The 13665-nt window shown below is 62.1% G+C and carries 9 protein-coding genes, 2 tRNA genes and 1 rRNA gene; 3 read left to right on the plus strand and 9 right to left on the minus strand.

Annotated elements, in window-relative coordinates; genetic code table 11:
* Positions 1-83: 83 nt before the first annotated feature.
* From AAGT95_RS03915 to AAGT95_RS03925, 3 genes are all read right to left on the minus strand, one after another.
* Positions 84-159: transfer RNA gene (locus AAGT95_RS03915), tRNA-Ala, on the minus strand.
* Between the two features lie 190 nt (positions 160-349).
* Positions 350-426: transfer RNA gene (locus AAGT95_RS03920), tRNA-Ile, on the minus strand.
* Between the two features lie 100 nt (positions 427-526).
* Positions 527-2066: ribosomal RNA gene (locus tag AAGT95_RS03925) — 16S ribosomal RNA — on the minus strand.
* Positions 2067-2317: 251 nt separating this feature from the next.
* Here AAGT95_RS03925 and AAGT95_RS03930 point away from each other — a divergent pair.
* Positions 2318-2542, plus strand: a complete 225-nt coding sequence (locus tag AAGT95_RS03930; RefSeq protein ID WP_342595627.1) for a hypothetical protein — start codon at positions 2318-2320, stop codon at positions 2540-2542.
* Positions 2543-2650: 108 nt separating this feature from the next.
* Here AAGT95_RS03930 and pssA read toward each other — a convergent pair whose 3' ends face one another.
* Both pssA and ilvC read right to left on the minus strand, forming a co-directional pair.
* A complete protein-coding gene (gene pssA, locus AAGT95_RS03935) occupies positions 2651-3523 on the minus strand; it encodes a CDP-diacylglycerol--serine O-phosphatidyltransferase (RefSeq protein WP_110603431.1) in 873 nt (290 codons plus the stop codon).
* 163 nt (positions 3524-3686) lie between these two features.
* Entirely contained in the window at positions 3687-4703 is a 1017-nt protein-coding gene (gene ilvC / locus AAGT95_RS03940) for a ketol-acid reductoisomerase (protein ID WP_342595628.1), read from the minus strand.
* A gap of 192 nt (positions 4704-4895) precedes the next feature.
* Here ilvC and ilvY point away from each other — a divergent pair, with 192 nt between their 5' ends.
* On the plus strand, positions 4896-5780 hold the full coding sequence (ilvY, locus tag AAGT95_RS03945) for an HTH-type transcriptional activator IlvY (protein WP_342595629.1): 885 nt from the start codon (positions 4896-4898) through the stop codon (positions 5778-5780).
* Positions 5781-5859: 79 nt separating this feature from the next.
* On the opposite strand, the gene ilvN is transcribed toward ilvY, so the two are convergent.
* On the minus strand, positions 5860-6351 hold the full coding sequence (ilvN, locus tag AAGT95_RS03950; protein WP_110603426.1) for an acetolactate synthase small subunit: 492 nt from the start codon (positions 6349-6351) through the stop codon (positions 5860-5862).
* Positions 6351-8075, minus strand: coding sequence for an acetolactate synthase 3 large subunit (locus AAGT95_RS03955; RefSeq protein WP_110603424.1), 1725 nt, complete (start codon positions 8073-8075; stop codon positions 6351-6353). The genes ilvN and AAGT95_RS03955 overlap by 1 nt, the downstream gene beginning before the upstream one ends.
* Before the next feature lie 609 nt (positions 8076-8684).
* On the opposite strand from AAGT95_RS03955, the gene AAGT95_RS03960 reads away from it, so the two are divergent.
* Complete coding sequence (locus tag AAGT95_RS03960; protein ID WP_342595630.1) at positions 8685-10028, plus strand: sugar porter family MFS transporter; 1344 nt, start codon at positions 8685-8687, stop codon at positions 10026-10028.
* Between the two features lie 106 nt (positions 10029-10134).
* On the opposite strand, the gene clpB is transcribed toward AAGT95_RS03960, so the two are convergent.
* Both clpB and pgeF read right to left on the minus strand, forming a co-directional pair.
* Positions 10135-12720: an ATP-dependent chaperone ClpB gene (clpB, locus tag AAGT95_RS03965; protein WP_110603421.1), complete on the minus strand. Its 2586-nt coding sequence runs from the start codon at positions 12718-12720 to the stop codon at positions 10135-10137.
* Between the two features lie 183 nt (positions 12721-12903).
* Positions 12904-13659 carry a peptidoglycan editing factor PgeF gene (pgeF, locus tag AAGT95_RS03970; protein WP_342595631.1) on the minus strand — a complete coding sequence of 252 codons (756 nt, stop codon included), beginning with the start codon at positions 13657-13659 and terminating at the stop codon, positions 12904-12906.
* Positions 13660-13665: the final 6 nt, after the last annotated feature.

The raw sequence follows: 13665 nt of genomic DNA on the forward strand, positions 1-13665 counted from the left end.
CAACTCCAGGTCAAACCTGGGTTGGAGACAGCGTCTAGCTTAAAACTTCGATGACTGTGTGGCGCGTTTTCTCAGGAAAGACATGGTGGAGCCAAGCGGGATCGAACCGCTGACCTCCTGCGTGCAAGGCAGGCGCTCTCCCAGCTGAGCTATGGCCCCAGATAATCCAGCTATCTGGCGAAATTGGCGGGTCTGGGCCGATTCGAAAAAACCCGGCGACCTCACCCTCTCTTTTTGACACCCCGGGGGTGCGCTCTAACCAACTGAGCGTGAGATGGTGGGTCTGGGCCGATTTGAACGGCCGACCTCACCCTTATCAGGGGTGCGCTCTAACCAACTGAGCGTGAGATGGTGGGTCTGGGCCGATTTGAACGGCCGACCTCACCCTTATCAGGGGTGCGCTCTAACCAACTGAGCTACAGACCCGTTGGTCACTGGGTGGCTTTCGAGAGCCTTTCCACAGTCATTGCTCTTGGCCGATCAGGTAATTGATTGTGGACGCTTGAACCACGTGAAGCTGGTCGTTTAAGGAGGTGATCCAGCCGCAGGTTCCCCTACGGCTACCTTGTTACGACTTCACCCCAGTCATGAACCACACCGTGGTGATCGCTCTCCCGAAGGTTAAGCTAACCACTTCTGGTGCAGTCCACTCCCATGGTGTGACGGGCGGTGTGTACAAGGCCCGGGAACGTATTCACCGTGACATTCTGATTCACGATTACTAGCGATTCCGACTTCACGGAGTCGAGTTGCAGACTCCGATCCGGACTGAGGCCGGCTTTCTGGGATTCGCTCCACCTCGCGGTCTCGCAACCCTTTGTACCGGCCATTGTAGCACGTGTGTAGCCCTACCCGTAAGGGCCATGATGACTTGACGTCGTCCCCACCTTCCTCCGGTTTGTCACCGGCAGTCTCCTTAGAGTTCCCGACCGAATCGCTGGCAAATAAGGACAAGGGTTGCGCTCGTTACGGGACTTAACCCAACATTTCACAACACGAGCTGACGACAGCCATGCAGCACCTGTCTCAGAGTTCCCGAAGGCACCAATCCATCTCTGGAAAGTTCTCTGGATGTCAAGGGTAGGTAAGGTTCTTCGCGTTGCATCGAATTAAACCACATGCTCCACCGCTTGTGCGGGCCCCCGTCAATTCATTTGAGTTTTAACCTTGCGGCCGTACTCCCCAGGCGGTCGACTTATCGCGTTAACTGCGCCACTAAGTCCTTAAAGGTCCCAACGGCTAGTCGACATCGTTTACGGCGTGGACTACCAGGGTATCTAATCCTGTTTGCTACCCACGCTTTCGCACCTCAGTGTCAGTGTCAGGCCAGAAGGCCGCCTTCGCCACTGGTATTCCTCCCGATCTCTACGCATTTCACCGCTACACCGGGAATTCTACCTTCCTCTCCTGCACTCTAGCCTGGCCGTTCCGGATGCCGTTCCCAGGTTGAGCCCGGGGCTTTCACAACCGGCGTGCCAAGCCACCTACGCGCGCTTTACGCCCAGTAATTCCGATTAACGCTCGCACCCTCCGTATTACCGCGGCTGCTGGCACGGAGTTAGCCGGTGCTTCTTCTGCGAGTGATGTCCTTCCTCTGGGGTATTAACCCAGAGGCTTTCTTCCTCGCTGAAAGTGCTTTACAACCCGAAAGCCTTCTTCACACACGCGGCATGGCTGGATCAGGCTTTCGCCCATTGTCCAATATTCCCCACTGCTGCCTCCCGTAGGAGTCTGGGCCGTGTCTCAGTCCCAGTGTGGCTGATCATCCTCTCAGACCAGCTACGGATCGTCGCCTTGGTAAGCCGTTACCTTACCAACTAGCTAATCCGACATAGGCTCATCCGATAGCGCGAAGTCCGAAGATCCTCCGCTTTCTCCCGTAGGACGTATGCGGTATTAGCGTGGGTTTCCCCACGTTATCCCCCACTACCGGGCAGATTCCTATGCATTACTCACCCGTCCGCCGCTCGCCACCAGGGAGCAAGCTCCCCGTGCTGCCGCTCGACTTGCATGTGTTAGGCCTGCCGCCAGCGTTCAATCTGAGCCATGATCAAACTCTTCAGTTTAAAGTCTGATAGTCCTTACTTCTCCCGAAGGAAAAAAGCGGACCAAACTTGGTTCAAGGTCAAACGAATCTTGACGAGTCGCTTGCCTCGACATGTCGTGACTGGCTGTCACGCGAGAACAAGCGCCCACATCAATTACCTGATCGATTGTTAAAGAGCGCCTTACTTTGCCGTTTCGAATCCAAGTGCTTGTCAGCGCTTGCTTTCTGGGCCGCCGTAAGGAGTGGCGTATTTTAAGGATCGAGGCGAGGATGTCAACGTCTTTTTTGTCGAATCCTGCTTGGCGTCGCGTGTTGCTGTCGGCGCCGATCCTTGCCAAGAAGCGGGAGCATTCTGCCTGCTTCCCTGGCCTCGCGTCAACCGATTATTTCAATCAAATCAACTGCTTGGCTTTCTTCTTCACCGCCTCCGAAAACCTGTCTCGGCGGCAGCGGATGCGTACTTTACGGATCGTCCGCCGCGTTGGCAAGCACTGATTGCAACTTTTTGATCATCCGATCCGACACACCCTCCCGCCACCAACCCCCAGAGACCGAAACGCCCGCGCGGGGCGGGCGTTTCAGCGATTCGAATCTTGTCCGACGCTAGTCATCCTGGGCGTTCTGCCCGCCCGCTTCACTACGACGCTTCTCTCTACGCGCCTTGTTCAGACGTCCCAGTGCCAATATCGGCCCCGACACGACATAGCAGCCGAACAGTGTCAGCAGCATCACGGAGGGCTCGATGGAGATCAGCACGAACAGCAGCACGATCGCCAGCAGGAACACGAACGGTACTGGCCCCTTGAAATCGATCTCCTTGAAGCTGTGGTAGCGCACGTTGCTGACCATCAGTACGCCGGCGGCGGCCACCACGACGGTCATCAGCACCTTGAAGCCCAACGACTCGGCATCGAAGGTGTGGAAGACCCATACGCAGGCAGCCACGATGGCCGCTGCCGACGGGCTGGGCAAGCCGACGAACCACTTCTTGTCGGTGCTGCCGATCTGAACGTTGAAGCGTGCCAGGCGCAGTGCGGCGCCCGCGACGAAGATGAATGCCGCGATCCAGCCGATCTTGCCGATGTCCTGCAATATCCAGGTGAACGCGACCAGCGCCGGCGCCATGCCGAACGAGACCATGTCGGCCAGGCTGTCGAACTCGGCGCCAAACGCACTCTGGGTATTGGTCAGTCGAGCGACACGGCCGTCCAGCCCATCGAGCACCATGGCGATGAAGATGGCGATGGCTGCCTTGGCGTAATCCCCGTTCATCGCAGCAACGATGGAGTAGAAGCCGGCAAACAGGGCCGAAAGCGTGAACAGGTTGGGCAACAAGTAGATGCCGCGGCGGCGGATGCGCTTGCCGTTCTCGACGGTTTCCTCGATGACTTCGTCTTCATCATCGAAGAGCGGAGACGTGGCCCCGATCGTGATCGTCTCGGGCTCTTGCTCGTGGTGGCGGTCATCCTGCGTCATGAAGCGAGTCCTTTAGTGTCGGGTGCGCCAAGGCATTGTAGCCGACTCATTCTACAGCCTAGCGGGAATCACGACAGATGCCTGCGAGAAAGCCGCATTCGTCAAACAAAACGGGGGCGCGACAGTCGTCGCGCCCCCGCATGAGCCATCGACCGATCGGTGATCAGTTCTTGCTCTTGTCGACCAGCTGGTTGGCCGTGATCCACGGCATCATGGCACGCAGCTTGGCACCGACCTGCTCGACCGGATGCTCGGCCGTCTGACGGCGGCGTGCATTCAGCGAGGCGTAGTTGCAGGCGCCCTCGGCGATGAACATCTTGGCGTACTCGCCATCCTGGATGCGCTTGAGCGCCTTGCGCATCGCCTCTTTCGAGCTCTCGTTGATGATCTCGCGGCCGGTCACGTACTCACCGTACTCGGCATTGTTGGAGATCGAGTAGTTCATGTTGGCGATGCCGCCTTCGTACATCAGGTCGACGATCAGCTTGAGCTCGTGGAGACACTCGAAGTAGGCCATCTCCGGAGCGTAGCCCGCTTCGGTCAGGGTCTCGAAGCCAGCCTTGACCAGCTCGACCGCGCCGCCGCAGAGAACCGCCTGCTCACCGAACAGATCGGTCTCGGTCTCGTCCTTGAAGGTGGTCTCGATGATCCCGCTGCGACCGCCACCGATGGCTGCCGCGTAGGAGAGGGCGATCTCCTTGGCCTGGCCGGACGCATTCTGGTGGATCGCGATCAGGTCGGGGATACCGCCGCCGCGCACGAACTCGGAGCGCACGGTGTGGCCCGGCGCCTTGGGCGCGACCATGATCACGTCGAGATCGGCGCGTGGCTCGACCTGGCTGTAATGGATGTTGAAGCCGTGGGCGAAGGCGATGGTGGCGCCCTCTTTCAGGTTCGGCTCGATCTCCTGCTCGTAGATCGTCTTCTGGTTTTCATCCGGCGCCAGGATCATGACCACGTCGGCGCTCTTGCACGCTTCCGCGACGCTGGCGACCTTGAGGCCGGCGCTCTCGGCCTTGGCTGCCGAGGAAGAGCCCTTGCGCAGGCCGACGGTCACGTCGACACCGGACTCCTTCAGGTTATTGGCGTGAGCGTGGCCCTGGGAGCCATAGCCGACGATCGTGACCTGTTTGGCCTGGATCAGGGAGAGGTCACAATCCTTGTCGTAATAAACGTGCATATCGAACTCCGGAAGTCGGTTCTGGCGAGCGTTCTGCTCGAAACTGTCGTACTGAACAACCCTTGGCGTTGGTGGCCATTGGCGCCGTCTGTCGCGGTGCCCGTCGCTTCAGCCTGACGCCACGATAAGCCAGGCAATATGTTGCGTAAAACGCTATATTTGCAATGCGACATTTCGGAATGTGAAACGACCATGGACTACCGCCCGCTCACCCACTTCCTGGCACTGGCCGACCACCTCCACTTCGGTCGGGCCAGCGATGCCTGCCATATCAGTCCATCGACGCTGAGCCGTTCGATTCGCCAGCTCGAGGAGACGCTCGGCGTCACGCTGTTCGAGCGCGACAACCGTCACGTCACGCTGACGCGGGAAGGCCTGCTGTTCCACGCCTACGCCCGGGAGACGCTGGAGCAGTGGCAGGCGATGCAGGCCACCTTGATGGCAGAGACCCGTGAGCTGGCCGGCGAAATCAGCATCTACTGCTCGGTCACCGCCAGCTACAGCTTCCTGTATCGACTGCTCAGCGAGTTTCGGCTGCGCCACCCGCGCATCGAGATCAAGCTCCACACCGGAGACCCGGCGGATGCCATCGCCCGCGTCCAGGCGGAACAGGAGGACATCGCCATCACGGCGCGCCCGCGCAGCCTGCCGGATGCGCTGGCATTCAAGCCGCTGGCGACATCGCCGCTGGTCTTCATCGCCCCGCGTGATGGTGCTGACTGGCTGCCGAAGACGCCGGATATACCGACCCCGTCGCAGTGGAAAGGGGTGCCGATGATCCTGTCGGAATCGGGCCTGTCACGAGATCACGCCGATACCTGGTTCCGTGCCATGGGGATCAGCCCGCGCATCTATGCCCAGGTCGCCGGCAACGAAGCGATCGTCAGCATGGTGGGGTTGGGATTCGGCGTCGGCATCGTGCCACGTATCGTGCTCGACAACAGCCCGCTGCTGGACCGCATCATGATCCTGCCGGTCAAGCCGGAGCTGCCTCATTACGACGTCGGCCTGTGCGTGCTCAAACGCCGCTTGAAGAGTGCGCTGATCGACGCGCTCTGGGCTCAGTTGTCGAACTGACCCGGACCGCCGCAGCAACGACAAACGCAAAACGCCCGACGGAATCGCTTCCGCCGGGCGTCTGTCCACCACCGGTCACCTACAACGTGAGCAGCTTGTCGCCACGCGCGATGCCGGATACGCCGGTCCGCGCGACCTCGAGGATACCGATCGGCGCCATCGCCTGGACGAAGGCGTCGAGCTTGCCGGCATCACCGGTGATCTGCACGGTATAGACGCTCGGCGTGACGTCGACGATCTGGGCGCGGAAGATATCCGCCGTACGCTTCACTTCATCGCGCGCGGCGCCCAACGCCTTGACCTTGACCAGCATCAGCTCACGCTCGATATGGTTGCCCTCGGTCAGGTCGACCAGCTTGACCACGTCGATCAGCTTGTTGAGATGCTTGGTGATCTGCTCGATCACGCGGTCGTCGCCCACCGTGGTGACGGTCAGCCGCGACAGCGACGGATCCTCCGTCGGCGCCACGTTGAGGGTTTCGATGTTGAAGTTGCGCTGGGAGAACAGCCCCACCACGCGGGACAGGGCGCCGGGTTCGTTTTCCAGCAGAATCGAGATGATATGGCGCATCAGGTCCGCTCCGTCTTCGAAAGCAGCATGTCACGCATGGAGCCCAGCGGCACCTGCATCGGATAGACGTGTTCGAAGGGGTCGACGTAGATATCGAGGAACACGAGCTCGTTGGTATCGGCGAAGGCACGCTCCAGCGCCGGCGCCAGCTCATCCAAGGTCGTCACCTTGATTGCGGTGAAGCCGTAGGCCTCGATCAGCTTGGCGAAGTCCGGCAGCGACTCCATGTAGGAGTGGGCGTGGCGGGACTTGTAGTTGAGATCCTGCCACTGGCGCACCATCCCCAACGACTGGTTGTTGAGGTTGACGATCTTGACGCCGACATCGAACTGCTTACAGGTCGACAGCTCCTGCATCATCATCTGGAAGCTGCCTTCACCGGTGAAGCAGACCACATCGTCCTGCGGATAGCTGAGCTTGATGCCCATCGCCGCCGGAAAGCCGAAGCCCATGGTGCCGAGGCCACCCGAGGTGATGAAGCGGTTGGGCTTGGCGAACTTGTAGTACTGGGCCGCGAACATCTGGTGCTGACCCACGTCGGTGGTGACGAAGGCTTCGCCGCGGGTGGCGCGATAGACCGCTTCGATCACCTCCTGAGGCTTGAGCGCTTCGCCCGCCTTCGAAGGCTCGTAGAGCTTGCCTTCGCGCTCGGCCCGCCAGCCCTCGATGCTCTTCCACCACTCGCCCAGCGCTTCGGCGTTGGACGCCTCGCGATCCTGGACCAGGCTGATCATCTCGTCGATGACGCTGCCCGCCGCACCGACGATGGGCACGTCCGCGCGCACGGTCTTGGAGATCGAGCTGGGGTCGATATCGACATGCACGATCTTCGCGGTGGGGCAGAACTTCGAGGTGTTGTTGGTGACGCGGTCGTCGAAGCGCGCGCCGATGGCGACGATCAGGTCGGCATGATGCATCGCCATGTTGGCTTCATAGCTGCCGTGCATGCCGAGCCAGCCCAGCGACTGGTGATCGCCCTGGGGATAGCCGCCGATTCCCATCAACGTGGTGGTGATCGGGAAGCCGAGCCGCTGGACCAGATCGGTCAACGCTTCGCTGGCCCGCCCGGTGACGATGCCGCCGCCGGTATAGAACACAGGCCGACGCGCCTTGAGCATCATGTCGACGGCCTTCTTGATCTGGCCGCTATGCCCGCGGGTCACCGGGTTGTAGGAACGGATCTTGACCTTTTTCGGGTAGACGTATTCGTAACGCTCGGTGGGCGCGGTCATGTCCTTGGGGATGTCGACCACCACCGGGCCGGGTCGGCCGGTGGCCGCCAGGTAGAACGCCTTTTTCAGGACTTCGGGGATCTCGCTCGGGTGGCGGATCGAGAAGCTGTGCTTCACCACCGGACGCGTCACGCCGACGATATCGGTTTCCTGGAAGGCATCTTCCCCGATCAGGTGGCTGGCGACCTGGCCGCACAGCACCACCATCGGGATCGAGTCCATGTAGGCCGTGGCGATGCCGGTAACGGCGTTGGTGGCGCCCGGGCCGGACGTGACCAGCACCACGCCGGGCTTGCCGGAGGCGCGAGCATAGCCATCGGCGGCGTGGGTCGCGGCCTGTTCATGACGAACGAGAATGTGTTGAACGCTATCCTGGCGGAACAGGGCATCGTAGATATGCAACGCCGCTCCGCCCGGGTAGCCATAGATGCGCTCGACGCCTTCGTCTTTCAGAAAGCGGGCGATCATATCGGCGCCGGAAAGTAATTCCACTGGTGAGTCTCCCCTGGAAGTTCGAGTGCCGCTTCGCGGTTCTGATGACAGAACCCGGGTCGTGAATGGTTGGCGCGATTCACGAACACGAAGCTCAATCACGGCGATACGCCGCTGCCGACGGTTGAACGTCGGCGCCTGATGCCATTTCCTGGCGTCCTGGGCCCGGGGTGGGGACCCGCACTCTTAGGAACCGTTGGCACCTTGGCACCGACGGCTCCTGACACGGCAGATCGCCGTATCGGGGTTGGCGGGAACAGGCGTGTGGCCCGCGCCCTTCTTTCCTCAGAAAGATATCCTTCGACAGGCGGGTAGAGGTCGCTCGGAACCTACCCTTCACGCAGCGGCCGGGGATCGCCCGTCATTGGCTGCGCCCGCAATCAGGAACCGCCTAGATTCCACCAGCGCCACGGGACTGTCAACCTCCGGCGCCCACGGCCGGGACGCGAACGATTCGAGCGCCCGCTTCGCGCTAGCGGCATCGACTAAAGTTGAGGGGTTTCGCGCAGCGCCTCGCCGCCATCACTGCTGTACTGAATTTTAGCTGGCAACGAGTTCGAGGCGCCGATCGATGAGCTCGTGGACAATCCCATCTATGGAGTAACGCGCATGTCCCCCATCGTGAAATGGTCCGCGTTCGTGGCCATGGCAGGCTTTCTCTTCGGTTTCGACACCGCCGTGATATCCGGCGCGGACAAGCCCATTCAGGAACTGTGGGGGCTGAGCGATCTTCAGCACGGGCTGTTCATCATGTCGATGGCGCTATGGGGAACGGTGCTCGGCGCGATCTTCGGCAACTGGCCGACCGACCGGCTGGGCCGGCGCGCGACACTCTTCATCATCGGCGTGCTCTATTTCGTCTCCGCGGTGGGTTCGGCACTGGCCACCGATCCGTTCTGGTTCTCGTTCTTCCGCCTGATCGGCGGCTTCGGGGTGGGGATGTCCTCGGTCGCCGCGCCGGCCTACATCTCCGAGATCGCGCCGGCCGAAAGGCGCGGCAACCTGGTGGCGCTCTACCAGTTCAACGTGGTGTTCGGGATCTTCATGGCCTACGTCTCCAATGCCATCCTCGGCAGCCTGCTGGGCGACGACGCCTGGCGCTGGATGGTGGGGGTCGAGGCCATCCCGGCCCTCGTCTACACGCTGGCGCTGCTCAAGGTGCCGGAGAGCCCGCGCTGGCTGATCCTCAACAAGGGGGACACGCGCACCGCCGCCGACGTGCTGAACCAGATCGATCCGCAGCGAGATACCCAAGCACAGATCGAGGAGATCCAGGCGGCCGACCGCGAGGACAACAAGGTCCACTCGCGCTTCTTCTCGCGCCGCTATCGACTCCCCATCGTCCTGGCCTTCCTGATCGCCTTCTTCAACCAGTTCACCGGCATCAACTTCGTGCTCTATTACGCGCCGCGCATTCTCGAGGCCGCCCAGCTCGGCGATAACGCAGCCCTGCTGTCGACTGCCGGCATCGGCCTGATCATGGTGATCTTCACCATGATCGGCATGGCCCTGATCGACCGCTTCGGTCGGCGGACACTGATGTATATCGGCTCGGTGGGCTACATCGTCTCGTTGTCGATCATCTCCCACGCCTTCTTCACCGATAACCTGGGCGGTGCGCTGATCCCGTTGCAGCTGTGCCTGTTCGTCGCGGCCCACGGCATCAGTCAGGGCACGGTGATCTGGGTCTTCATCTCCGAAATCTTCCCCAACCGCGAGCGGGCACGCGGCCAGTCGCTCGGCAGCTTCACCCACTGGTTCTTCGCCGCCGTCATCACCCTGGTGACGCCATGGGTGCTGGGGATCTTCAACGGCGGGCCGGTCTTCGCCTTCTTCGCCTTCATGATGGTGCTGCAGATCGTCTTCGTCGCCTTCCTGATGCCGGAGACCAAGGGGATATCACTGGAGAAACTCCAGCAGAAGCTGTCGCCGAAGGGTGAATCGGGGCATTAAAAATGCCCGTGACGCCAGGCATCACGGGCAGGAAACGGTCAGGACGCGACCGTAGCTTCAGAAATGGAGAGTGACGCCAGGCCCGGTGCACCGCCGGGCCTGGTCATTACTTGTCGAACACCAGATGGTCGCCATCGGCGCGGACGCGAATCGTATCGCCCGGCAGGAACCGGCCGGAAAGCAGGTCCTGCGCCAGCGGGTTCTCGATCCGACTCTGGATCGCCCGCTTGAGCGGACGCGCCCCGAACACCGGGTCGAAGCCGACCACGGCCAGTTGCGCCATCGCATCACTGCTGACCTCGAGCTTGAGATCGCGTTCGGCCAGGCGGCTACGCAGGCGGTCGAGCTGGATCGAGGCGATCGCCTGGATCTGCTCCTGGCCGAGGGCGTGGAACACCACCACCTCGTCGATACGGTTGATCAACTCCGGCCGGAAGTGGTTGCCCACCACCGTCATCACCGCATCGCGCATGGCGGAATAGTCGCTCTCCTCGCCGCCCATGCGCTGGATCACGTCGGAGCCCAGGTTGGAGGTCATCACGATCACCGTGTTGCGGAAATCGACGGTGCGCCCCTGGCCATCGGTCAGACGCCCATCCTCCAGCACCTGGAGCAGGATGTTGAAGACATCCGGATGCGCCTTCTCCACCTCGTCGAGCAGCAGCACCGAGTAGGGTTTGCGACGCACGGCTTCGGTCAGATAGCCGCCCTCTTCATAGCCGACATAGCCCGGCGGCGCGCCGATCAGGCGGGCCACGGAGTGCTTCTCCATGAACTCCGACATGTCGATGCGCACCATCGACTCCTCGGTATCGAACAGGAAGTTGGCCAGCGACTTGCACAGTTCGGTCTTGCCCACCCCGGTGGGGCCGAGGAACAGAAACGAGCCGTTGGGCCGGTTCGGATCGGACAGCCCGGCACGCGAGCGGCGCACCGCATTGGCAACCGCCTTGACCGCCTCGTCCTGGCCAATGACTCGCTCGTGCAGGGCCTCTTCCATGCGCAGCAGCTTGTCGCGCTCGCCCTCGAGCATCTTGGAGACCGGGATCCCGGTCCATCGCGACACGACTTCGGCGATCTCCTCCTCGGTCACGTTGGAGCGCAGCAGCTGATGTGTCGAGGTGTCCGCACCATCGCTGTCGCTGCTCTCCGCGATCTGCTGCTCGAGCCTCGGGATCACGCCGTACTGCAGTTCCGACATTTTCCCCAGGTCGCCCTGGCGCCGGGCGGCCTCCAGGTCGATACGCGCCTGCTCGAGGTCGGCCTTGTACTGGGCCGCGCCCTGGATGCTGGCTTTCTCGGATTTCCAGACTTCCTCGAGATCGGCGTATTCGCGCTCGAGTTCGGTGATCAGAGTCTCGAGATTCTCGAGGCGCTTGCGCGAAGCCTCGTCGGTCTCCTTCTTCAGCGCCTCGCGCTCCATCTTGAGCTGGATCAGGCGCCGGTCGAGCCGGTCCATCTCTTCCGGCTTGGAGTCGAGCTCCATGCGAATGCGCGATGCGGCTTCGTCGATCAGGTCGATCGCCTTGTCGGGAAGCTGCCGGTCGGTGATGTAGCGGGTCGAGAGCTTGGCCGCGGCGATGATCGCCCCATCGGTGATGTCGACCCCGTGGTGAACCTCGTAGCGCTCCTTGAGCCCCCGCAGGATAGCGATGGTGTCCTCCTCGCTGGGCTCGTCCACCAGCACCTTCTGGAAGCGCCGCTCCAGGGCCGCGTCCTTCTCGATGTACTGGCGATACTCGTCGAGCGTGGTCGCGCCGACGCAGTGCAGTTCGCCGCGGGCCAGCGCCGGCTTGAGCATGTTGCCGGCATCCATCGCGCCCTCGCCCTTGCCGGCACCGACCATGGTGTGCAGCTCGTCGATGAACAGAATGACGCGCCCCTCTTCCTTCGACAGCTCGTTGAGCACGGACTTCAGCCGCTCCTCGAACTCGCCACGGAACTTGGCGCCCGCCAGCAGCGAGCCCATGTCGAGAGAGAGCACTCGCTTCTCTTTCAGCCCTTCGGGCACCTCGCCATTGACGATACGCTGTGCCAGCCCTTCGACGATCGCGGTCTTGCCCACGCCTGGCTCACCGATCAACACCGGATTGTTCTTGGTGCGACGCTGCAGGACCTGGATCGTGCGCCGAATCTCGTCATCGCGACCGATCACCGGATCGAGCTTGCCCTCGGTTGCCCGGGCGGTCAGGTCGAGGGTGTATTTTTCCAGCGCCTCCCGCTTCTCTTCGGCATTGGCATCATCGACATTGGCGCCGCCGCGCAGCTCGCCGATCGCCGTGGCCAGTCGCTTGCGGTCCAGACCCGATTGGGTCAACACCTTGGTGAGCCCATTCTTCATGTCCAGCGCCGCGAGCAGCACCAGCTCGATCGCGATGTACTGGTCGCCGCGGGTCTGGGCCTCGCGATCGGCCAGGTTGAACAGCCGCGCCAGGTCCTGGCTCATGCTGACGTTGCCATCGAACTGGCCGACTTCGGGCAGCTTGTCGAGATAGCCGGCCAGCCCTTCCCGCAACCGGCTGACGTCGCCGCCCGCCTTCTGTACCAGACCCTTGATGCCGCTATCGCGCATCTCGAGCAGTGCCATCAGCAGGTGCCCGGGGTCGAGCTGGTTGTGTCCTCGCCCTACCGCCAGCGACTGCGCTTCGGCCAGGGCGTTCTGTAGCTTGGTCGTCATGCGATCCATACGCATATCTTCGCCTCCAAGGAGCCGTTGCAGGTCATGGCCCGGCGGCTCGGTTATTCATTAGTTGACACTTAAATGGAGGTATGTTGGATCTTTTCAAGCGAAGCGAATGAAAAATTCGCCGCGACAGAACGCCACAGACGAATGAAATTCATGGAGTGAGGAGATTCCGGCGACCGTGAAGGCGAATCAGCGCAGCCAGATCATGCTGGCCATGCGCCCGGTACGGCCGTCATCGCGGCGATGGGAGTAGAAACGGGATTCACAGGCGGTGCAGAAATGACCGCCGCTGATCGAATGCACGCCGACACGCTCCAGCCGGAGTCGGGCGAGCCGGTAGAGATCCGCCATGTAATGCCCCAGGCGATAAGGGCTGCGATCGAAAGCCATCTCGGCTTCCGGCTGCAGTGCCACGAAGGCTTCGAAGACTTCCGGGCCGACCTCGAACTGGGCATTGGAGATGGCCGGCCCCATCCACGCCATCAACTCCTCCGGGTCGACACCCAGTGCCGCCACGCTCGCCTCCAGCACGCCCCCCGCCAGCCCGCGCCAGCCGGCATGGGCCAACCCGACCCGCGTTCCCTGGCGATCGCAGAAGAAGACCGGCAGGCAATCCGCGGTGAGGATGACGCAGGCGTGGCCGCGATCGAACGCCACCGAGGCGTCGGCCTGGGGCGGATGCTGCCGGTACCCGTCCTGGAAGTTCTGCATGACGCGTGCGCCATGCACTTGGTCGAGCCACAACAGCGGCCGCTCGTCGCCGACCTCCGCCGCCAGCCGGTCACGGCAGCTAATCACGGAGTGGGGATCGTCCCCGACGTGAGCCGCCGGATTGAAAGCCGCAAAATCGCCACGGCTGGGCCCGGTCTCGCGCGTGGTGACGAGGGCACCCACGGTGCTCGGCGCGAGCCAGTCAGGTAGCAGCAGGGTCGGCGCGTCGCTCATCGATGG

It is taken from the genome of Salinicola lusitanus, from assembly GCF_038648475.1.
GTDB lineage: Bacteria > Pseudomonadota > Gammaproteobacteria > Pseudomonadales > Halomonadaceae > Salinicola > Salinicola lusitanus.